The 20,888-nt window shown below is 55.2% G+C and carries 16 protein-coding genes; 4 read left to right on the top strand and 12 right to left on the bottom strand.

Annotated elements, in window-relative coordinates; genetic code table 11:
- Position 1: 1 nt before the first annotated feature.
- A complete protein-coding gene (locus tag B4B27_RS06440) occupies positions 2-916 on the bottom strand; it encodes an ATP-grasp fold amidoligase family protein (protein WP_290724844.1) in 915 nt (304 codons plus the stop codon).
- Positions 917-928: 12 nt separating this feature from the next.
- Positions 929-2,008, bottom strand: a complete 1,080-nt coding sequence (locus B4B27_RS06435) for an NAD-dependent epimerase/dehydratase family protein (protein WP_290724841.1) — start codon at positions 2,006-2,008, stop codon at positions 929-931.
- Positions 2,009-2,108: 100 nt separating this feature from the next.
- On the opposite strand from B4B27_RS06435, the gene B4B27_RS06430 reads away from it, so the two are divergent.
- A complete protein-coding gene (locus B4B27_RS06430) occupies positions 2,109-3,656 on the top strand; it encodes a lipopolysaccharide biosynthesis protein (RefSeq protein ID WP_290724839.1) in 1,548 nt (515 codons plus the stop codon).
- Positions 3,657-3,711: 55 nt separating this feature from the next.
- Here B4B27_RS06430 and B4B27_RS06425 read toward each other — a convergent pair whose 3' ends face one another.
- Positions 3,712-5,613, bottom strand: coding sequence for an LTA synthase family protein (locus tag B4B27_RS06425; RefSeq protein WP_290724836.1), 1,902 nt, complete (start codon positions 5,611-5,613; stop codon positions 3,712-3,714).
- Positions 5,614-5,707: 94 nt separating this feature from the next.
- Here B4B27_RS06425 and B4B27_RS06420 point away from each other — a divergent pair, with 94 nt between their 5' ends.
- Positions 5,708-6,595 (top strand): glycosyltransferase family 2 protein, encoded by an 888-nt coding sequence (locus B4B27_RS06420; protein WP_414654299.1) that lies wholly within the window; start codon positions 5,708-5,710, stop codon positions 6,593-6,595.
- A 29-nt stretch (positions 6,596-6,624) separates the two neighbouring features.
- Here B4B27_RS06420 and B4B27_RS06415 read toward each other — a convergent pair whose 3' ends face one another.
- Positions 6,625-7,464: an endonuclease/exonuclease/phosphatase family protein gene (locus B4B27_RS06415; RefSeq protein ID WP_290724831.1), complete on the bottom strand. Its 840-nt coding sequence runs from the start codon at positions 7,462-7,464 to the stop codon at positions 6,625-6,627.
- Positions 7,465-7,514: 50 nt separating this feature from the next.
- Here B4B27_RS06415 and B4B27_RS06410 point away from each other — a divergent pair, with 50 nt between their 5' ends.
- Positions 7,515-8,819, top strand: a complete 1,305-nt coding sequence (locus B4B27_RS06410; RefSeq protein ID WP_290724830.1) for a hypothetical protein — start codon at positions 7,515-7,517, stop codon at positions 8,817-8,819.
- Position 8,820: 1 nt separating this feature from the next.
- On the opposite strand, the gene B4B27_RS06405 is transcribed toward B4B27_RS06410, so the two are convergent.
- From B4B27_RS06405 to B4B27_RS06370, 7 genes are read right to left on the bottom strand one after another with little or no spacing between them, the layout of a single operon-like run.
- Positions 8,821-9,603, bottom strand: a complete 783-nt coding sequence (locus tag B4B27_RS06405; RefSeq protein ID WP_290724828.1) for a LicD family protein — start codon at positions 9,601-9,603, stop codon at positions 8,821-8,823.
- A gap of 2 nt (positions 9,604-9,605) precedes the next feature.
- On the bottom strand, positions 9,606-10,598 hold the full coding sequence (locus B4B27_RS06400; protein ID WP_290724825.1) for a stealth family protein: 993 nt from the start codon (positions 10,596-10,598) through the stop codon (positions 9,606-9,608).
- Complete coding sequence (locus B4B27_RS06395; protein WP_173380870.1) at positions 10,598-11,671, bottom strand: pyridoxal-phosphate-dependent aminotransferase family protein; 1,074 nt, start codon at positions 11,669-11,671, stop codon at positions 10,598-10,600. Before B4B27_RS06395 ends, B4B27_RS06400 begins: the two co-directional genes overlap by 1 nt.
- A gap of 3 nt (positions 11,672-11,674) precedes the next feature.
- Positions 11,675-13,021, bottom strand: a complete 1,347-nt coding sequence (locus tag B4B27_RS06390) for a Gfo/Idh/MocA family oxidoreductase (RefSeq protein ID WP_349678231.1) — start codon at positions 13,019-13,021, stop codon at positions 11,675-11,677.
- Complete coding sequence (locus B4B27_RS06380; protein WP_290724823.1) at positions 13,018-13,842, bottom strand: LicD family protein; 825 nt, start codon at positions 13,840-13,842, stop codon at positions 13,018-13,020. The genes B4B27_RS06390 and B4B27_RS06380 overlap by 4 nt, the downstream gene beginning before the upstream one ends.
- 34 nt (positions 13,843-13,876) lie before the next feature.
- Positions 13,877-14,947, bottom strand: coding sequence for a glycosyltransferase family 4 protein (locus B4B27_RS06375; RefSeq protein ID WP_290724821.1), 1,071 nt, complete (start codon positions 14,945-14,947; stop codon positions 13,877-13,879).
- Positions 14,944-16,938 (bottom strand): heparinase II/III family protein, encoded by a 1,995-nt coding sequence (locus B4B27_RS06370; RefSeq protein WP_290724818.1) that lies wholly within the window; start codon positions 16,936-16,938, stop codon positions 14,944-14,946. Before B4B27_RS06370 ends, B4B27_RS06375 begins: the two co-directional genes overlap by 4 nt.
- On the opposite strand from B4B27_RS06370, the gene B4B27_RS06365 reads away from it, so the two are divergent.
- On the top strand, positions 16,865-19,687 hold the full coding sequence (locus B4B27_RS06365) for a TIGR02171 family lipoprotein (protein WP_290724816.1): 2,823 nt from the start codon (positions 16,865-16,867) through the stop codon (positions 19,685-19,687). The two genes, B4B27_RS06370 and B4B27_RS06365, sit on opposite strands and share 74 nt — an antisense overlap.
- A 2-nt stretch (positions 19,688-19,689) precedes the next feature.
- Here B4B27_RS06365 and B4B27_RS06360 read toward each other — a convergent pair whose 3' ends face one another.
- Positions 19,690-20,886, bottom strand: a complete 1,197-nt coding sequence (locus tag B4B27_RS06360) for a glycosyltransferase family 4 protein (RefSeq protein ID WP_290724814.1) — start codon at positions 20,884-20,886, stop codon at positions 19,690-19,692.
- Positions 20,887-20,888 lie beyond the last annotated feature (2 nt).

Here is a 20,888-nt window from a genome sequence, read left to right as displayed (position 1 = left end):
GTTAGCGCCTCTTGGGCGGGAGCGTAATCATGTCGCCCCATTTCAAATCCGCTTCTTTCAGGAAAGTCGTATCGTACCCGCTATCCGGGAAAAACGTGATTTCTCCAAAATAGACTTTCCCGGAAACACAATACAGATCTATTCGCGAAAACGGGAGTCCTTTTGAAAGTTTCGCAGCAATACCGAACATCTCGTCAATGCAGGGCGGCTTCGGAATCGTGAAGTCATCGGGCAAATCCTGAACCTCGATGTTCGGCTTCAGGAATTTCCAGTCGCGGTCGAAAAAGTAGAACTTGACATCGTGCAGGTGACGGTCTACGCAGACCATGACACAATCAACGCGTCCGTCAAAACAGAAAAACTTGTAATCCGGGAGCCCTCCCAGAAGGTCGTCTTCCATAAATTGTTCTGCAATAATGCGCGGGCGGATATTCCTATAAGGCCATTCGCGCCAACGGTAGTAATAATTCCGCGCAAGGCTCTTCCCAATCTTTTCTCGGGCTGCAGCCTTGTCGAGTTCATCCTTGTTGCGGCAGATGACAAGACCGCCGGAATCATGCGAACATTTCAAGACAAATTCTTTAGGCAGCTTATCGAAATCGATATCGTCGAACTTATCCCATACACCGAGAAGCGGAATGAGGTACTCCTCGCCAATGGTCTTCTTGACGTATTCGCGGACTCCGTACTTGTCCACCATTTCCGTATATTGCGGATTTTTGTTGTAGAACTTGAGCCACTGCAGTTTTTCGTTGAGCGTCCGCGGATTCTTCCAATTCAGCTTGTAGCCCATCTTTATGCGGAACATCCAGGACAGGAACAGCTTATCCGGCAGCCAATGGAGCCTGTCTTCCTTGACCATTTTCAGGAACTTGCGGTCAAGACGCTTTCGTATCTTTTCAACTAGGGAGGACATTGCCGAACCGTATTACACCCGTTCCAGTTTCATGCTTTCGATGGTGCGCCGGAACATCTCTTCCAGGCCGAATTCCGCCTTCCAGCCGAGGCCTTCAAGTTTCGTTGTATCGAGGCAGATTTTCACCACGGGATTGTAGCCGAGCTTTGTGGCGTCTTCCGCGATGTCGAACACGACCTTGCTCCTGCCGCCCGAGAACTTGTCGCAGACAAACTTCGCCATGTCGGCGATGGAAATCGCGGTATCCTTGTTCGCGACGTTGTAGGCCTCCCCGACCGAGCCATTCACGAGCACAAGCAGGAGCGCCGTCACCGCGTCCGCCGTGTAGCAATAGTTACGGAGCGTCTCGCCCTTCGTCTTGAGGACGATATCGGTTCCTTCGATGGCGCTGCGGGCAAACTGTGCGAACACGCGCCCGTCCGCATACGCAACCCCCGCACCGAATGTCTGCGAAAGGCGCGCGACCTTTATAGGCACGCCGTATTCCGAGGCGTAAGAGGCGCAGAGGCATTCCACCATGCGCTTGCCTTCGGAGTAGCAGCTGCGGACCTTCATCGAGTCAATGTAGCCCGCCTCGGATTCCAGCATCTTCACGTGGCCTTCGGCCGGGACGCCATAGACTTCGAGCGAAGAGAGGTAGAGGAATCCCTTCACCTTGCTGCGGCGTGCAAGTTCCAGCACGTTGCGCGTGCCGTCGATTGCCGTCGCGATGGTTTCCACAGGGTTCGTCACGAAATACTTCGAGCTTGTGGCACTCGCCGTGTGGACAATGTAGTCGACTTCGCCGGCACCTTCAATGGGCGCGGTCACATCGCCTTCGACAATCTCGAATCCGGGCCTGCCAAGAAGGCTCCCGAACACGCGTTCGGCTTTTTCCCTGTTGCGGACGAGAGCCTTGATCCTGATATCCTGATTGAACAGCCTGTTGCGGCAGGCAAGAGCACGCACCAGAAGCGAGCCGATAAGGCCGGTAGCACCCGTCACGAGGACGGAGCATCCGCCAAGTTTGTCCCACGGGATGCACGCAGAATTCGCGATGCGTTCCACATCTCCCTGCAAGAAGCTATCCCGAGAAGATTCAATTCCTGTCATAAGCTATCGGCCCACCTGCTTTATTTCAAAAGGACAATATAGCATTTATCCCCCGTTTACAAGTGCCCTGCGGACACGGAAAATTCTATTATTATATGCAATGGGTTCGAAGAAACGATTTGCCATCAACGGCTTTGCGCAAGTGTTTGCCTTCCTGGTGAGCATCGGCATCACGTTTTTCCTGACCCCCTACATTGTCGCCCGCCTGGGTGCCGCCGCATACGGTTTTGTGGGCCTCGCGAGCAACTTCGTGAGCTACGCGCAGATTATCACGATCGCGCTCAACTCGATGGCGGGGCGCTTTATCACCATAAGCGTACATAAGAACCAGATCGAGGACGCGCGCAAGTACTTCAGTTCGGTTTTCTTCTCGAACATCATCCTCGTCCTGTTCATCAACTGCATCGCCATAGGCGTCCTCTACAAGCTCGAATACATCGTCAAGATTCCGGAAGAAATTATCGGGGATGTCAAGCTGCTTTTCGGCTGCATCTTCCTGAACTTCTTCATCAGCCTGATCTTCAACGTCTATAGCGTAAGCACCTTCATCCGTAACCGCCTCGATCTCTCTTCTACCAGGTCGATTGTCGCCCACGCCCTGAAGGCCCTGCTGCTTATCGCTCTCTTCTACTTCTTCGACCCTGCCGTATGGCTCATCGGCCTTGCGACCGTCATCAGCACCGTCTATACCATCGGCACAAACATCATGTTCAAGCGGAAGCTCACTCCGGAGCTCCGGATTTCGTTCAAGTATTTCGACACCAAGTCTATCAAGGAACTGCTTTCGGCAGGCGTCTGGAACATTGTATCGAAATTCAACACGATTCTCGGCACCGGTTTCAACCTGCTTCTCGCGAACCTCTTTATCGGTGCAGGCCCCATGGGGATCCTCTCCATCACGCGCCGCATCCCGGAGCTCACGCTCACGTTCTACGAACGCATCAACTCCATCTTCGCACCGCCCTGGACCAAGCTCTACGCCGAAGGAAACACGAAGGAACTGCACCGGGGCATCATCTCTTCGCTCCGATTCTTCGGCATCATCAGCATCATTCCCACGGCGTTCATCTTCGTGTTCAGCGACCACTTCTACCAGCTATGGATGCCAACGCAGGACGCGCACCTGCTCTACATCCTGACCGTTGGCGCCTGCGTCGACCTTCCGATTGCGATGCCCCTGCAGCCTATCTACAACATCTACCCCATTGTAAACAGGATTAGGGCAAATTCGCTGTTCGGGCTCGGGCTCTTTTCGCTCACCTTCGTAGTCGTGGTCATCGGTCTGAACGTTACGGAAGGCGAGACGACACACCTGATGATTATCGCCTGCACAAGCGCCATATTCAACGCCATCAAGGCACTCACGTTCCTGCCGCTCTACGGAGCACACTGCGTGGGGCTCAAGGCACGCCTGCTCTACGCCTGCACCATACGCAGCCTCATCGCGTTCGCCGTCACGCTCGCTCCGCTGTTCTACATCAAGCAGTTCATCACGGACCCGAGCTGGGCAATGCTCTGCGTAAGCGGGCTTGCCTGCTGCGTGGTGGGCGGCGCGTTCGGCTACCTGATTATCCTCGACGGGGATTCGCGCAAGGAAACTCGCAAGATTGCAGGCAAGCTAATCGCGAAGATTACGCACAGGAACTAGTACAGGAAAGTGCGGGATTCCGCCTCGCAGAAAAGCGCCGGAATCAGGACTGCGGCTATTCTTCGGGCATCAGCAAATTCTGGTCGAGAACCCACATCCAGGCATCCGCCGCATCCAGGAGGCTGTCCGCAGAGACCTTCACATCGAGAGGGCATTTTTCTTCAGCGACAAAACCGCCCACCGTCTCGGTCGTATCCCAATCGACGGCACGGCTCTGCCTGCGCGCATGCGAGAAAGAAGCGTTCCCCGCGCGGGCAAATACCGCCACGGAATCCCCGCGCATCACGGCGTCGGAATGCCGGAACGAGAACACCCTCCGGTGCGATTCGCCAAAGAGGTTCTCCCCGACGAAGTGGTTTGTCGCCCGCAGCCCCAGCTGTGACAATATGGTGGGCGCATAGTCTACGTGCGAACGCGGTTCCAAAACCAGGCTGTCGGCAGGGATCCCGGCGCCCGCCCAGATGAACGTGGTCCACGTGTAGGTGCTGTTCGCCTCCCCGAGTTCATCCTGCTTTTTCTGGGCCTTCGCATTGGCGATGGAGTGGTCGCCCGTAACGACAATGATTGTCTCGTTCGCGCGCGGGCCATTCCGCACGGCATCCAGCACAATCCCGATGGCACTGTCTAGGTAGGCGACGGCCTGGGCGTAGCGTTGGTCGGATGTCGCAGCCGGCTCCGCATAGGATTTCGGCACCGTGAAGGGAGTGTGCGTCACGAAGTTTATCCACTCGAAGTAGAGAGGCTTATCCTTGGGGCGACCCGCATAGACTTCCCTGAACCTCTCTGCAAGCGGAATATCCGCAGACCTTTTCGGGTCGTATTCGGCAAAATCGAACCACTTGCTAAACCAGGGCGTAAAGTTGTCGAAGCTGGGCTCGGCGGCGGTAAGGACGACACGGTAGTAGCCCGCCTCGCCTAAGATATCGGGCAGGGAGCGGGTTCGCGTATTCATGAGGCTGCTCAGGAACACCTTGCTCGGATGGCTCCAAATTCCAAGCTGCAGGCCAAGCATACCTTCGGTCGAAGGGTAGCCTACGCTGTAGGTATAGGGGAACGTCGTGCCGGCCTTGCCCAGGGCGCAAAGGTTCGGCATGCGTTCGCAGTTCTGGCCAATGCGGAAGTCTCCCACCCAGCCGCGGAAGCTTTCCAGGGAAAGGAGAATCACATCCTTCTTCTGGTCGAGCGGACGGTTCCTGAATTCTTCCATCAGGGAATCCTCATTTTCAACTGGATGGTAGAAAGGGTATTCCGATTCCGGGTTCCCGCCCAGCATCGAGATTCCCTGCTCAAGGCGCTGCGGGCGGACGCTGTGTTCGCGCTGGTAGATGTACTCGTCCAGGATTGTCAGGTACGTGGGCTCAATAGTCTGCCAGCGGATGCGGCAGGGCTTGTAGTAGTGGTGCGCATTCCCGCTCGCGACGGCAATTACCACAAGGACGCCCGCAAGCACGCAGGTCACCCACAGGGAAAGCGGACGCTGGCGCAACTTTGCAAGCATCACGAAAAACAATGCACCCGCAAGCAGCACCAGGAACACGGACAGCAGGAAGTTCGGGAGCCCGTCGAGCGCAACGTTCGACGCCATCGTCGGATCCAGGCGGAAGACCGAATACGTGGAAAGGAAGGACATGGTCAGGTGCTGCCCCATCCAGCGCATGATCTGGTCGTCGATGGCGCATATGACCAGATGGAACCAGGTGAGCGCGGCCACCAGCACGCACACCCATCTTGCAGCCTTTCCCTTCAGAAGCGTAGCCAGGGAGAATAGCGCTCCCAGAAATGCGAACGCGGCGATATTCACGATGGTCGCACATATAATCCCGTTCACGGGACGTTCGATAAAGCTTCCGCCCGACGGCGTCTCGGTAAAATACAGTTGCAGAATTTGCAGGAACCTTATCCCGAAGGCAATCAGGATAAACAGGACAGGCTTGCTAAAAAGAAAATTCTTCACCATAGCAAAGATAGTTTTTTCCAAAGCGGGAACTGCGGCTGCACAATAATTTATACATTGTAGCTACAAGCAGGTATTCCGCATGATATCCGTCGCGATGGCAACATACAACGGCGAGCGCTACATTCGACAGCAGCTCGACTCCATCCTGAACCAGAACGTTCAGGATTTCGAAATCGTAGTATGCGACGACTGTTCCACCGACGGCACGTGGGACATCCTTCAGGAATACCAGTCCAAATTTCCGTCCATTCGATGTTTCAGGAACGAGAAGAATCTCGGGTTCAAGGCGAACTTCGAGAAGGCCATGCGCCTCTGCGAAGGCGAATTCGTCGCGCTCTCCGACCAGGACGACATCTGGAAAGAAGACCACCTGAAAACTCTCGCGGAAACAATCGGCGACCGCGACATCGCCTGCGGAGATGCGGAACTCATCGACGGCGAAGGCAAGCTTCTCGGGGCAAAGCTCAGCGAAGTAGATTTTCTCTACCATTGCCCGAAGGACTACCGCAAGATTCCGCTCCGCATCTTCTACAACAACGGATGCTTCCAGGGCGCATCGATGCTCATCCGGAAATCGCTGCTGGATGTCGCGCTCCCGCTCCCCGAAGGAATCGACTATCACGACACGTGGCTCACCGTCATCGCCTGCTATAGCAAGGGTTTCGCCTTCACGCCGCAGGTCATTACGCTGCACCGCCGCCACGACATGAACGCATCGCGCCGCACGCACTGGCCGACCTATCTCGGGTTCATCCACTTCAAGCGCAACCCCGTCCGTCCGGACAGGCTCTGCATCGCCGAATCCGTCAAGACAAGGCTACAGGGCAAACTCAACCGTTCGCAGTTGCAGCAGCTGGACCACCTGAGCGTCTACTACAAAAACCGCAAGTCAAAATTCGGGAAGCTGAAGAATCTCCTTTTCAGGTTCTTCCACTACGGTTCCATCTACACGACGCATACCAAGTTCTATATCGAGTGGTAACCGGGCCCTGCACCAACCCGATTCCATTCTTAGCGCACTTCTATTTCAATCATGACCGGATGATGGTCCGACGGGAACCGATAATTCTCGCCGTCGAAATACGTCTCGCGCAGGATTCCGTAACGCAGGATATCGACCCCGCCACGACAGAACATGTGGTCGAGCGTTTCCTCGCTGTGCCTATCCGTACGGAACTTCGTGAAGGAGCCCTCGGGAATGGAGACGACCGGGGAGATTTCCAGCGCTTCGCGGAAAAGCGAATCCTCCTTCAGAATCTGGATAGGTTTCCTTCCCGGCTTGATGTTCAAATCCCCCATAAAGATTGTCGGTGCGTCGCCCGCAATGCGCGGGACAAGGTTTCTTGCCATGCGGGCACTCTCCATCCTCGCCGTGTCGCCCTTGTTGTCCCAGTGCGTATTGAACACGAACAGTTCCTTGCGGGTCTCCTTATCGACCAGGCGGACCCAATTGCAATAGCGCGGGTGTTTCGAGTCCCAATCCTTCACGCCGGGAACCATCGAACGCGAATACCAGAACACCCCGTTGTCGAGAAGCTCAAGGCGGTCCTTGCGAAACGCGATAGGGTTGCCTTCCGTACTGCGGTCGAGCACCCATTCATATTCCGGCAGCAGGTTCTCGAGCATGGTCCTCTGCGTGGAATCCACCTCCTGCATGCCCACCACGTCGAAATTCCTGAACCGCACGACCTTCGCGATTTCGGGGGCACGCTTGCTCCAGGCATCACCCCGAAGCGAATCCTTGACATCGACGCAGCGGATGTTCCATGTCGCGACAAGGAACGGTTCCGCACGGGATACCGTCACCAAAAACAGAACAGCTAGCAAGGCAAGCGCTTTCAACGACTTCATATGGCAATATTAGTTTTTTAAGACCTCTTTTTTTTATCTTTTAGACAGAAATGAGATTCGTATTTCTAGGTCTGATGCTTGTCCTTGTCTTCGGCAAGGTCCGCTACCTCCAGGACGCCTTGGGCTTTGGAGGCGAAGTGGTCAATATCCCGCCTAAAATCATTCTCATCGTCATTCTCTTCGGCATTTTCCTGCGCGCCATCCACGGCAAGCGACTTATCAACTTCTCTCTGACAGAAAAACTCATGTTCGTGGCTTTCGGGCTATTTATCGCCTGCGGATCCCTGAGTTCCGTTTTCTCCGACGAGCACATGAAACTCTACCCGCAAATCATGGACGTCGTGAACTACAGTTCGTTCATTCTGGGGTTCTACGGTACCATCTGCTATTTCCAGGACACGCCGAAGGAGCGGCTGAAGGAATGGCTCGAGCCGACGATATTCTTCGTCAAGGGACTGACCGTCGCAACTCTGCTATTCTGGTTCCTCGAACAGGCTTTCGGGCTCGGGATGACCTCGCACGACGCAGCGCACCGACTTTTCCCGCCCTACGAGTTCATTTACTACCACGGCACCTACCTCATCACCGTCGTCGCCTTCTCGTTTCTGCTTCTCTACAAGGAACGCAATCTCTACACGTTCATCCTCTGCGCGCTCTGCCTGCTTTCGGCCAGAGACCGCGGCTACATGTTCCTGCTGCTGTTCATCGCCTTTGCGATCGTTTACCGGAGCAACACCTTCAACATAAAGCTGTTCATCCCGTTGCTATTCCTCATCGGGATCATTGCCGGCGCGATTTCCTACCAGAAGATTCTCTACTACACCGACGACGACTCCATCCGCGCCACGTTCTACGTGGTGGCAACAATGCTCGCGCTCAAATACAACCCCCTGGGAGCCGGATGGTGCACCATCGGAACCTGGAACGCCTACCGCTATAACTCGCCCGTCTTCAGCGACTACTACTATTATTTTCTCTGGGCCGACGAGCGCGATTCCGTCTATGGCGACTCCGGCTTTTCTTCGATTATAGGCCAGACAGGTTTTGCAGGCACCATCTGCTACCTGCTCTTCATGATACTCCTGTTCTTTGCAATCTCGCAGAAGTTTACCGGCAACACGAAGCTCCGAATGGTCGTCAGCTGCTGGCTCATCTTCAACATCGTGAGTTTCTTCATCAGCGATTCGATGGTATCGAACTTCTCCATCATCAGCTCGTTCTTCATGGGAATTCTCTACCTTAGCCAGAAAGAGGACCCGGACGAACCGAAAGCCCCGATGCAAGGTGACGACGGCAAAACTGTGCCGGAACTGGAGAACATGGCAGAAGGCGAAAGCGCCTCCGACGAAAACTAGACTACTTTTCCCACACGAGCAACCCGTGCGTACGGCGTTTCTCTTCGGGAGGCAACTTCATGTAGTCGCCATACAGATTGTGCAAATACTTGTCATAGGCGACGGGCGCGTTATACATCTTGCCCTCGAATTCTACCTTCACGGCAGATTCCAGGTCGGCGCGTTCCATACGCTCGTGCGGGCCGTAGCCCCAGTTGATGCCGCCGAGATAGCGTCCCTTCTCGTAGCGCCGTATCTTGCTGATGCGGTCGATGCATGCCGACGCGAAATCGTTCACGCGCTCGGGAGAGATGTGCAGCACCTTGAGAATCGGGAGCGCAATCTTTCCGAACAACCCAGTGCGCGGGCGGAAACCGAAATACACGCCCTTGCGCAAAAAGAGTGTCACCTTGTAATGCAACCTGTTGAGGAAATTGTTCTCGAACAGGCTGTCAATCGCAAATACATCAATCCAGAGCGCCGTGCGGGAACGGTTGTTCTTCTCGCACGCCTCCGTGTTCGCGTTCACGACCTTCAAGAACGGCTTGTGCGACTTCCCGTTCTTGTAGAAATGGATTTCAAACGGAGCATCCATCGTCAGGTTCTGGATTTTCTCGAAGTCCGGGCGGGGCATGAACACGTCGATGTCGTCGTCCCACGGGATAAAGCCCTTGTGACGGATTGCACCGAGCAGCGTGCCTCCGCAGAGGTAATACTGCAGGCCGTTCTTTTCGCAGGTATCGACAAAAGCATCCAGGATTTCTATCTGCTTCTGCCTAATTTCATCACCCGATAATTCACGCATAGTTACTTCTCGAATGTTGACTTCTGGGGCAGGATCTGCTCGAACGCGGCGACAAGTTTTTTCTGGATGTTCTCGAACACGTCCAGGTTCTCGTTTTCGTCCTCGTTAATGCAAATCGCCTTGTACTTCCTTTCGCAAATCGCCTTCGCGATATCGCCCGCATCGTCGACATCCAGGTCGAAGCGCTGTCGCACCGAATGCATGTTCACAGGTGCAAAACGTCCCTGGGCGATCTGCCAGTACCTGAACAGGTACTGGTTCACGTTGAAGAACGACCTGAACTTGCAGGCACATGTCGCATCGAGAACCTCGGGTTCCTTTTCCCAGAGATCCACGAATGTGCTCTTCAAAAACGACTGCGCCGTATGCGTCCGCTTGAAACCCGGGAAAACGGGCGACGCCATCGTGTAGAGGGTATAGAGATTGTTCTTCAGGCCGTAAGCGGGATGAAAGAACTTGAACGGATGCTTGCGAACGGACTTCTTCTTCGAAAAATTCCTGTTCAGCACACCCATGTTGTGACCGTCGATGGACTTGGAAATATTGTAACGCTTGGGCAGCAGGAACTGCATGGAGGCTTCATCGCAAGGCAGGCCGTTTCTGAAAAAATCCGTCGGCTTCGCCGGAGCGACAAGGAACATGTCGTCGTTGAAATAGACGAACTCTTCCGAAAGATCCTTTATCCTGTGCAGGTTGAGCTCAATCGTGTGCGAATTGAATGTCGGCAGGTATTTCGCCGGAATATACTCCGAATGCCTGACAAAGTTGATCTTGGGGTGATCCAGGTTTAGCCACGCGGGCGTGTGTCCGCACGTCACGAAATGGACCTTGTCCACCCAAGGGGCAAACTGTTCCACGCCCCGGAACCAGTACTTGAGCAGGCCCCAGTCCCTAAAGCGCGCCGCGGCATTGTCGACAGGCGTGCCGGAATACTTGGCCTTTTCCTTCAGCCACTCCTCGTCACCGCCGTCAACCCAAATCAGGACAAAATCCATCAGATGAATCCCTTCTTCTGTAGGTCGGCAAAGGCGGCGAGCAGGCAATCGTAATCCTTCTCCGTCAGGCACCCGATATGGCCGACGCGGAAAACCTTTTCCTTCAGGTCGCCGCCGTTGGGGCAAATCCAGATTCCATACTCGTCCTTCAGTTTCAGGAACAGGTCGTTCGCCGAAACCGTCGTCGGACAGAGCGCCGTCACCGCGTTGGAGGGGGAACAAGAAAATTCCTTGAACGGGAACGCCTTGATTCGGTCCCTGAAGTACCGAGCAAGATGCGCCGTACGGGCAATTTCAGTTTCGACACCGCCTGCGGCATCGATTTCCTTAAGTCGCGCGTTTATCTGCAACAGTGTCCCGACAGCGGGCGTCCACGGGGTCTGACCGCGTTCCGCGTTCCTGAGCGCAATCTGCAAGTCGAGATACTGGCAGACGCACTTTGTCTTCGACACGCGTTCAAGCGCCCGCGGCGAAAGCACCATGACGGAGATTCCCGGCGGGCAGGCAAGTGCCTTCTGCGAACCCGTAATCATGATATCGGCGCCCAATGCCCCCATATCGAACGGATCGGTCAAGAAAGAGCTGATGCAGTCCACAATCAGAAACAAACCGTTCCTCTTGCAGAACGCACTTATCATGTCCATGTCGTACAGGATGCCCGTCGACGTCTCGTGCATGTTGACGACGAACGCCGTGAAGCCCTTGTTCTCGAACGGTGCCAGATGATTCGCGGCAAGCGGAGTCCCGGCCTCCAGCGCAATCTCCTCGAACGGCACCTGGTGCAGCTGGAGTAGTTCCACAAAGCGGTGGCCGAAGCTTCCGCCATTAACAACGAGCACCTTGTCCGCAGAGGCAAGCGTATTCATGATGGACGCTTCCATCGAGGCCGAACCCGAACCCGTGATGAATACGACCCGGGAGCCTTCCGGAGCCTTCGCGAATTTTTTGACCAAGGCTTCGTTCTCGAACATGACATCGGAAAACTCGGCCGTCCTGAAATAGGGAACCTGATGGGAGCCAATCTCCCTTACGGTTTCGCTCGACTGCACCGGACCTACTGTAAAATTGAGCATCCGTCAAATCTCCGTAAAGTTTTTCCTGTCGGAAAACTGCTCCATGACTTCCGCCATGGCGATACTTTCCCTGCGACGCAGGCGAGCCGAAGAGAAACGCCTGTTCACGATACAGCTGACAAATTCCTGAATTTCGTAGCGGAGCCCGAAGCCATCCCACTTGTAGAAGAACTTCTTGTTATCGTTCTGGTCTTCGTAGCGGAGCTCGAAATAGTCCGTCTTCCACCAGGGAGCCGGCACATAGGCGTAGCCCTTCGTTCCCGAAATCACCAGGTTGCCTTCGGTTTTGACGCCAAGCCCGACCTTGAAGGAGCACACCGCCTTCGGGTACCTAAAAATTCCGTGCGTATAGACGTCAATCCCGTTCTCGATGCGGGAAAACAGGCGCAGTTCCTCGTAATCGATTCCCATCAGCTTGAAAATGGGGAGCAGCGGGTAGCTGCCTTCCTCGTACAGGGAACCGCCCGCCTGCTTGCTGTCAAATTCGCGACCGCTCTTGTCGAGCAACTGCGAAAGCGAGGCCTCGATATCCACCACGTCGCCAATCAGCCCGGATTTGATCATTACCATCAGGTGGTTGAACGCCGGGCAGTGCGCCGTCTTGTTCGCTTCCATCAGCACGAGGCTATGTTCCTCGGCATACTTGTAGAGTTCCTTCGCCTCGTCCTTCTTCAGAACCATGGGCGTTTCGCAAAGCACGTGCTTCCCCGCTTCCAGCGCCTTCTTGATGCATTCATAGTGCGAAAGGTGCGGAGTCGCGATATATACGGCGGAAACCCTGGAAAGCAATTCGTCGTAAGACTTGCAGCAAGCGCCATCGGCCAAGTGGTTCTTGCAGAATTCCCTCGCGACTTCGATATCGGCATCGTATGCGGCAACGACGCGCACGCCATTCACCACGTCGGCTTCCTGCGGGAAGCGCTGGGCAACACGGCCGCAGCCAACAATGCCGACAGGCACCGTTTCCTGGTCCTGGTCGCGCAGCTGCGTCGAGGAGATGCCTTCCGTGCGGGGCAGGTACACGACATCGCAGAATTCATTGAGGTAATCGAACTTGCCTTCCCAATCGGAACCTATCGCGAAGATATCGACATCGTATTTCTGGATATCGTCAATTTTCTGCCCGACATAGTCCTCGATAATCACCAGGTCGGCAAAGCCCGTAGCACGCACGGCTTCGACGCGTTCGAGCACGTTGTTGCGGACATTCAGCTTTCCGCGTTCGCGGTCGAAATTGTCGTTGGTAACCCCGACAATCAGGTAGTCACCGAGTTCCTTCGCCCTACGCAACAGGTTGATATGCCCCTGATGCAGCAAATCGAATGTGCCGTATGTGATGACCTTCTTCATTCTTCGTCCCGCCAGTACATGGAAACAATGTGGTCATGCCGTTTGTCTTCGGGCGGCAGCGTTTTCCAGTCTCCGTAAAGCGACGTGAGGTATTCCTCGGGCATGGCCACTCCATAAAACTGAGTATCTTCGAACTTGTAGAGTCTGGGTTCGCCCATGTATTCCCTGGGCATCGTTTCGGCCTTCGCGGTCCCGCCATATGTATTCGCAATAAGGTCACCCTTCTTTTCTACCAGGTGGCGCTCGATGAAATTGTAAATCATGTCCCTGCTGACAAAGAAGAACACCGTCTTGATTAAATAGGCAAGAATCTTCTTCGAAAGCGAGCGATTCCTCGCGCTCAGCACCCTGTAGCCGCGCATCTTCAAGATAAAATCCTTGATGCGCCCGCGCGTCTTGCTCGTCGCGGGGTCGAGCTGGAAGATGTCGATATCAACACCGTAATCGCGTTCCTGTCCGTCCGTCCAGCGATACACATGCAGGGTTCGCTCGTCGGAAATTTTCAGGAAGCCGGTGACGGACGCGGTATCCTTGCGGGTGAGCATCCTGTAGGGCGCGGGCAGCCGCTCGGGCAGAATCATCAGCAGGCGTTCGAAATCCTTCCTGGACACGGCGAAATCCATATCGTCATCCCAGGGGATAAAGCCGCCGTGACGGATGGATCCGAGCATCGTTCCGCCCACCATGTAGTAGGGGATATTCTCTTCTACGCAAATCTGGTGGAAGACCTTGGCTATACCCAGCAAGACTCCCTGAAGTTCCTTCACGGACTTGATCGGCCTGAGTTTTTCGACATCTATGTTGCTGGTTTCTTTTTTCATCGGGCTTCCATCTAGTACCATAGAAATATAAAAACTATTTCAACTGCGCATACACCGATTCGAGTCCCTGCAAAACTATTCCACCCGCAAATCGTTCCGTACAATCCTTCCAGGCGGCCTTACCCATCTGCATGCGCAGAGCGCGGTCATTCACAAGTCGCTCCAGCGCGTTCTGCAACGCCGGCAGGTCACCCGCCTCGAACAATATGCCGTCTTCGCCGTTGCGCACCACGTAGGGAACGCCGCCGGAGAATGTCGAAATCACGGGCAGGCCCTGGCCCATCGCTTCCACCAGGCTCATGCCGAAAGTCTCGGAATACGAAGGCAGAGCGAGCAGGTCGTAACCGCGAATCATCTCCAGGTAATCGCCACGGCTCACCCAGCCCGAAACAGAAATTTTCTTGCCGCAATCCGCAAATTCCGCATTGTCGCGTTCGGCAATCTGCTTTACCTTCTCGACTTCGCCGTCACCGAACAGGCACAGTTCCGCGGGAACATTGAAATTCGCATTCTTAAATGCGACAAGCAAGTCGTAGACCCCCTTGCGGTGGCCGTAGCGGCCCGCAAAGAGGATGCGGACCGGAGAGCCTTCGGGGCGTTCCAAGTTTGCGGGAGCATCCGCCAGCGTATCGCACGGATTCGGGACGACACTGTAGCGGCAAATTCCCTTGCCGACAAATTCATCCAAAAATTCCTGCATGTCGGGTGTAATGCAGATGACCATCGCGGAATGCCTGAAGTAACTACGGATAAAACCCTTCACTATCGAAGGCGCCGTCGAGCACATCCTCTTGAACTGGCTTCCGTGAATGTGCGCGATGTAGCGTTTGCCGCGCAGGCGGAGGCAGAGGCTAATCAGGTACTTGCGAAAAAAGCTCCCGTTGAACGACGTATGTATCTGGACAAGCGGAGCCTTCGGCGGGCACAGCAAGAGCTTAAGGCAAAGCAAAGTAAACATCGGGAGCGACTTCACGAACGAGCCGTTGTAGCTCGCGATGAAGTTCTTGCGCGGGAGACCGAACAGTTTCGTATAGCTCACCAGCACGGAGCTGATGCCGCCCTGCACGTCGAGCGCAGGACCTATGTGACAAATACATTCAATCATCCGAGCACCTTAATCCTGGTCACGAATTCCATTTCGCCTTCGCAGTCGGCTTTTGCATATAGGTATTTCGTCGGGACCTTTTCGCCAAAGTGTTCCGAATACCAGCCGTCTTCGCGGACGGCGTATGCGAGTTTTCCATCAAGCACAATCGAAACGCGGCGGCTCCCCGGCACGGAGACCTCGGCGACCGTCCCGCGCAAATCTACAACGGCGGCCGGATGCAGGTGGAACGAGATTTCGAGAGTCGCCGACTTTGCGCAGCGCAGCTTATCCGTGATAACAAATTCATCCGCATCTCGATTGAATTCTACACGGCGCGTATGCGAAACGCCCTCGGCCCTGTAACCGTCGTGGGTCGCCTCGACAAAGCCCTTCGCCTCGTCGTAGCTTAGCACCGTCGCCTTGTAATGGTTGAGCCACATCGTGGGGCCCGCCTGCTCGGCCTGGTTCCTGCCGTTCACGCAAACCGTATTGTGCGCAAGCGTGCTCACGAAATAGGCACGCAGTTCCTTGTGCGTGTGGTAGGTGAACGTACCGGGGTCAACGATGACAGGTTTTCCATCCACATGCAGAATAAACGAAAGCGCATCCGCATGGCCATGCGCCGCAATGCTCAGGAACCCGAGCGGGGCGGCATCGAAATGCAGGTAGGTTTCGCGGCCCTCATTTTTCCTGAATATAAAATGCCCGCTCCCTGCAAAGAACCTGTTGCCATCCGCAAGCGGGGTCACCTGCAAGGCGTCAAACTTCTCGCGGCCCGCACTGCCGAACAGGACCTCGTTTTTCTCGTCCCATACGAGGCCCGCACGCTTGAACGAGGAAGCGCCGAAGTATGTCGCAAACGAGACGAGCAGCGACTTGAAGTTGTTGAAATGCCCGCCCGCATCGGGGCGCAGCACGAACCCGTCGTCGCCGTCGCCGTACATCGGGTAATTGAAATTCACGTCGAGCATGGCATTCATGTAATTTGCCATGGCGTGCAGGCGTTCCTTGTATGTGGCAGAGAACGGATGCCCCGTTGCATCGCCCACCACAGCGGCAATCAAGAAGAAGTCGTCGATAAACTGGATATATTCCGCAGCCTCCTCGCGGTTCACCCCCTCGGCCGTATTCTGCTTGAGGATTTCGCGTTCGAGCCCCGCCTTCGCATATTTCAGGCGCGCATTGCGGTGCGGGATATTCCACTTGCAGGCCGCAACGAACAGGCCCGCATATTCCGAAATCAGGTGGTTATTCGCCGAGGAACAGAGCGACGGATGCCTGTAGGAATATTCCGCGTGTTCACAGATCATCGGCCACCACGCTTCCGTTACGAACTCCTCGATAGCGCTGTTTTCCTTGCGCAGGCTGTCAATATCCAGCAGCTGCCAGCAAAAAGCCCAGCAGATAAGCCGCAGGTTCACCTCGATATTGCTGTACCAGTTCACGCCCACCATGTAAGGGTTCGCATTGCGCCACATTCCCAGATGGTGGCAGAACAGCACGAGATGTTTTAGGTCACCGCCCGACTTGTAAAGCCCAGCAAGGTAGAGCAGGAACTGCATGCGATTCACTTCCCACACGTGCTTGGCACTCCCGTAGCGGTCACTGCGGATGTCTATCTTGTGGGCAAATGTCTGCGGGAACCGTTTCCCTGTCGAAAGATCAAGATGCCAGTCGATTTCCTTGAAAATATCGAGCTTCTGGTCAAAAACCGGATAATAGCAGTGCGCGTCAGGATTCTTCACGATTTCGGAATCGGGAATCGACAACTGGGTGCCAGAACCATCCTGCCTTAAATTGTCCAAAATATGGGTCCGGACGCGTTGGCGAACCCGAAAAAAGACTTCGCCCGCAGAAAATGTCCGCAGCCGCTTTAAATACCACGATAGACTCACACGATAAATATATATTATTACAACGAAGAAGGATGTTTGTATGAACCGTTTCCTAGCAATATACCTGAGCTCCCTGTTGCTCCTCGCATGCAGCAACAGCACGCAGGAATACATGGAAGAAACAACGGACGTTCCCGAAATAGACGGTATGATTCTCGTCCATGCAGGCACGGCAACGCTCGGCAGCAACGATTCCAAATACAGGACATCGGAGCGCCCCGCCATGAAGGTCATCCTCGACTACGATTTCTATCTCGGGAAGCATGAAGTCACTTGCGGGGAATACAGCGAAATCGCAACGAAAATGAGTCTCAAGGATTTTGGCAATTGCGACGGCGACAGCCTCCCGCTCGCCGACATCACCTACTACGACGCGGCGCTCTTCGCGAACGCCAAGGGCAAACTCGAGAACCGCGATACCGCCTACACCTACAGCAAGGCGGCCTTCGACAGCGAAGGCCACTGCACCTATCTGGAAAGCTTCGCGTTCCACCCCGAGGCCAAAGCCTACCGCCTGCCGACCGAGGCGGAATGGGTTCTCGCCGCATCGCAGGGATGGAATCCCGAAAGCAAAAGCTGGAACGCGGACAATTCCGGATTCCGCACGCACGACGTCTGCAGCATCGGCAAGGACACGCTCGGCTTCTGCGACCTTGCGGGCAACGTGAAGGAATGGGTCAACGACTGGGCCGGAAGTTTCCGCGACACGTCCGTCACGAACTACCTGGGCGCTCCCGACGGAGGCGACCTCGGCGAACGCGTGCTGAAGGGTGGCTACTTCTCGGACCGCGCATCCGAACTGAATATCGTCGCACGCGGGGACGAATACACCGTAGAGGCGTCATCGCACGCCGACCGCATCGGCTTCAGGCTTGCTTTCGGCGCCATCCCGAATCCCGTATGGCTCGACGCGAGCGGCAACGTGAAAGGAAGCATCGTCACGCCGCTTTCCAACGTGGCCACGCTAAAATCCTACACCGGGACCTACAACATGCTGCTCGCCTTCCGCAACGATGTCAGCGGGAACCTCGCCTACATCGACTACGGCGAAGGCAATCTATCCGAGACCGAAATCGACGACACCCTAGAAGTCTACCACCCCGATATTTCCCCCGACGGCAAGCTCGTGGCGTTCTGCACCAAGCCCGAGGGCGTCTCGGGAAAATCATCGCTCTACGTGCGCGACCTCAACGCCGAAGGCACGAACCTCAAAAAGCTCGACGTTGAAAGCGCAGCCATCCCGCGATGGCGCGTGCTCAGGAACGGCGACACCGTGATTGTCTACGTAACCGACGCAGGCAACAACAAGGACGAAGCCGCCTTCAAGAACTCATCCACCTGGCAGGTGAAATTTGCGGGCGGCAAGTTCGGCACTCCGGAAAAGCTCTTCGACGGAGCGTTCCACGGCGGCATCAGCGAAGACAACATGCTCGCCGTAACGGGAGCGCGTCTGCTCCGCGCACGCATCGCCGATTCCGCCTCCACGCTTACGGGCAAGGCGGCAAACGCCATCTGGTACGACACGGCCCAGGCCTGCAACGCATCGCTCGCCCAGGACGGCAGCAAGCGCACGCTCTTCCTCGACTTCGGCGGAAAGCCCGGCAGGACATTCGCCGGCGAAAACTATGCCACGCACGAGCGCATTCTCATCGCCGACAGCAACGGCAAACTGCAGCAGACCATCAAGGCGCCCGCGGGTTTCACCTTCGATCACAGCGAATGGGCCAGCGACGGCGAAACCTCGAATATCGTCGCCACCATCACGAATACGGACGGCGCGCATACGAAAATCGTACTCGCAAGCCCATCCGACAGCAGCACCATCGAACTTGCCGAAGGCGATGAACTCTGGCACCCGTGTCTTTGGGTCGAGCGCAAAGTAAAAGGTCCAGCAGGCAGCGAAGATTCCTCGCAAACAACCGAAACTCCCGAAGCGGGAATCGACTTCGAACTCGATCCGGACAGCGCAGGAATATACTACACCGTCGGAGGAAGCGAAGACGCCGAAAAGTTTAGGTACAAAATGCAACTCCTGTGGCAATACAGAGATTCAGCCACCGTCGTCATCCTCGGTTCTTCCCGGACATTTCACTCGGTGATCCCCGAACTAATCCGAAAACCGCATTTCGCCTTGAACATGGCAAACGACCACAACACGCTCATAGGCTCGTTCTTCCTCTTCAAGAACTACGTATTGCCGCATTTCTCGAATCTCAAGTGTATCGTCGTCGAAGCCGGCATGGACAGGCTCAAATACCTCGACAGTTTCTGGGATTCGGAAGCATGGACCTATCCCGGATGGGTCTATGACCAGAGTCACGATTATTGGAAAGACGTCATCCCCAAAAAAATGCTAAAGGCAACAGAACAGTCCCTAGGAAAATCCAAGACAATGAAAGAGACGATTCTCCAGACAAGAGGCTACAAATCACAAAAAAACCGCGGATGGGGCGATTCCATCCCGTCCGTCAATGGCGACAGCAGTTGGCACGTCAACGACCCGACACCTTTCAACGAGAACCTCGAACTGCTCAAAGAAATTGCACGCCTTACAGCCGACAAAGGAATCCGTGTCATCATCCTGGAGCCACCGCAGAGTCCGTCATTTCGAAATACCGGGGCATACGGCAAGAACGGAATACTTAGAAGCGAAGCCCCCGCATTGCTAGAATCAATCCAAAACATTTCGCAGGACTATCCCCACGTCGTATTCATGGACGAAAACAAGATGGGCGAACACGACTATACGGACGACATGGCCTATGACAGGGACCATCTAGGATCCCTAGGCGCCGAAAAAATTTCCCGCCGTCTAGATTCTCTCATCCAGACGCTGGACATCGACTTTTCAAGCAAAGAGTAAAACTACAGCCCGAGCAGCTTCTTGTAGGCACCGATCAGCTTCGGCTTCTCGAAATCCCAGCTGAGTTCGTTCACCACGCGCTCGCGGCCAAACTTGCCCATCTCGGAAGCCTTCTCCGGATTTTCGAGCAGCCACAGGATCTTTTCGGCAAAGTCGTCCGTGTCAGTATTCTTCGCATAGAGCGAGGCTTCCTGGGCACTGAACTTCCCTTCCTTGAGCGTGAACTGCACGATGGGCTTCCCGAACGCCATGTATTCCATGATCTTGTTCATGGTGGACTTGTCGTTCATTTCGGATGGCAAGTCGGGATTCACGCAAACATCGGCGGTATTGAGCACATCGGCCAGATATTCGTCCGACACACGCCCCGGGAACTCCACATAGTCCGTAAGCCCCATCTTCTCGTTCATCTCGCGCAACTCGTCAAGCGCGGGGCCTCCGCCCATGATGCAGAAGCGGATATCCTTGCGGCCCTTCCTGTTCACGATGTAGTCGACGGATTGCAGCAACAGGTCGATACCTTCCTGCTTGCCCATCACGCCAATATAGCCCACCAAGTGCTTGAAGCCCTTCTTGACTTCGGGTTTCGCCGGGCCCACCTTCAGCTTCGAGATGTTCGGGCCGCTACGCACGATGGTCACATCCTCTTCGCGCTTGTGCCCGCGGCGCATGGCGATTTCCTTGTAGGATTCGTTCGTCACGATGGCATGCCTTGCAAAGTGGTACGTGAGGCGTTCCACCAAGAGCATCGCCTTGTAGCCCAGCCCCTTCTTGCCGAATTTCGCAATCCAGAGTTCCGGGTTGATGTCGTGGTGGTCGAAAAGGAACCGGCAGCGCGTAAAGAAGAAGAACGGGGCCGCCGCAATGAAAATCAGGTCGGGCGGGTTGCAGGCATGGATTACGTCCTGCACGCCCTGCTTGCGGAACACCTTGAACAGGAGGCGGGTTTCGTGATAGAGCGCCCCGAGGTATTCCTTGATATACTCGATGGAACGGTTCGCCTCCGGCAGCGGATGACGATAAATCCTGATGCCTTCGAGTTCCTCGTATTCGAGCGGGTAGGTCTTCGTCTGAGGGCAGATGACCGTCACTTCGGCACCCGCCTCTTTCAGGGCGAGCGACTCCTGCCACACGCGGCGGTCAAACGGAACGGGTAGGTTTTCGACAACGATACAGACTTTTTTATTCGCAAGTTCCATGA

The organism is Fibrobacter sp. UBA2449 (assembly GCF_002342555.1).
In the GTDB taxonomy this organism is placed as follows: domain Bacteria; phylum Fibrobacterota; class Fibrobacteria; order Fibrobacterales; family Fibrobacteraceae; genus Fibrobacter.
The sequence above is the reverse complement of the archived record's forward strand: the minus strand, read 5'-3'. Positions and strand labels throughout refer to the sequence as shown.

What these genes read in the sequence shown, in the direction of transcription:
- B4B27_RS06405 (WP_290724828.1), bottom strand. Translation starts at nt 9,603, where the DNA reads ATGCGTGAATTATCGGGTGATGAAATTAGGCAGAAGCAGATAGAAATC.
- B4B27_RS06380 (WP_290724823.1), bottom strand. Translation starts at nt 13,842, where the DNA reads ATGAAAAAAGAAACCAGCAACATAGATGTCGAAAAACTCAGGCCGATC.
- B4B27_RS06395 (WP_173380870.1), bottom strand. Translation starts at nt 11,671, where the DNA reads ATGCTCAATTTTACAGTAGGTCCGGTGCAGTCGAGCGAAACCGTAAGG.
- B4B27_RS06390 (WP_349678231.1), bottom strand. Translation starts at nt 13,021, where the DNA reads ATGAAGAAGGTCATCACATACGGCACATTCGATTTGCTGCATCAGGGG.
- B4B27_RS06410 (WP_290724830.1), top strand. Translation starts at nt 7,515, where the DNA reads ATGAGATTCGTATTTCTAGGTCTGATGCTTGTCCTTGTCTTCGGCAAG.
- B4B27_RS06415 (WP_290724831.1), bottom strand. Translation starts at nt 7,464, where the DNA reads ATGAAGTCGTTGAAAGCGCTTGCCTTGCTAGCTGTTCTGTTTTTGGTG.
- B4B27_RS06370 (WP_290724818.1), bottom strand. Translation starts at nt 16,938, where the DNA reads ATGTATTCCTGCGTGCTGTTGCTGCATGCGAGGAGCAACAGGGAGCTC.
- B4B27_RS06430 (WP_290724839.1), top strand. Translation starts at nt 2,109, where the DNA reads ATGGGTTCGAAGAAACGATTTGCCATCAACGGCTTTGCGCAAGTGTTT.
- B4B27_RS06435 (WP_290724841.1), bottom strand. Translation starts at nt 2,008, where the DNA reads ATGACAGGAATTGAATCTTCTCGGGATAGCTTCTTGCAGGGAGATGTG.
- B4B27_RS06400 (WP_290724825.1), bottom strand. Translation starts at nt 10,598, where the DNA reads ATGGATTTTGTCCTGATTTGGGTTGACGGCGGTGACGAGGAGTGGCTG.
- B4B27_RS06365 (WP_290724816.1), top strand. Translation starts at nt 16,865, where the DNA reads ATGAACCGTTTCCTAGCAATATACCTGAGCTCCCTGTTGCTCCTCGCA.
- B4B27_RS06420 (WP_414654299.1), top strand. Translation starts at nt 5,708, where the DNA reads ATGGCAACATACAACGGCGAGCGCTACATTCGACAGCAGCTCGACTCC.
- B4B27_RS06425 (WP_290724836.1), bottom strand. Translation starts at nt 5,613, where the DNA reads ATGGTGAAGAATTTTCTTTTTAGCAAGCCTGTCCTGTTTATCCTGATT.
- B4B27_RS06375 (WP_290724821.1), bottom strand. Translation starts at nt 14,947, where the DNA reads ATGATTGAATGTATTTGTCACATAGGTCCTGCGCTCGACGTGCAGGGC.
- B4B27_RS06360 (WP_290724814.1), bottom strand. Translation starts at nt 20,886, where the DNA reads ATGGAACTTGCGAATAAAAAAGTCTGTATCGTTGTCGAAAACCTACCC.
- B4B27_RS06440 (WP_290724844.1), bottom strand. Translation starts at nt 916, where the DNA reads ATGTCCTCCCTAGTTGAAAAGATACGAAAGCGTCTTGACCGCAAGTTC.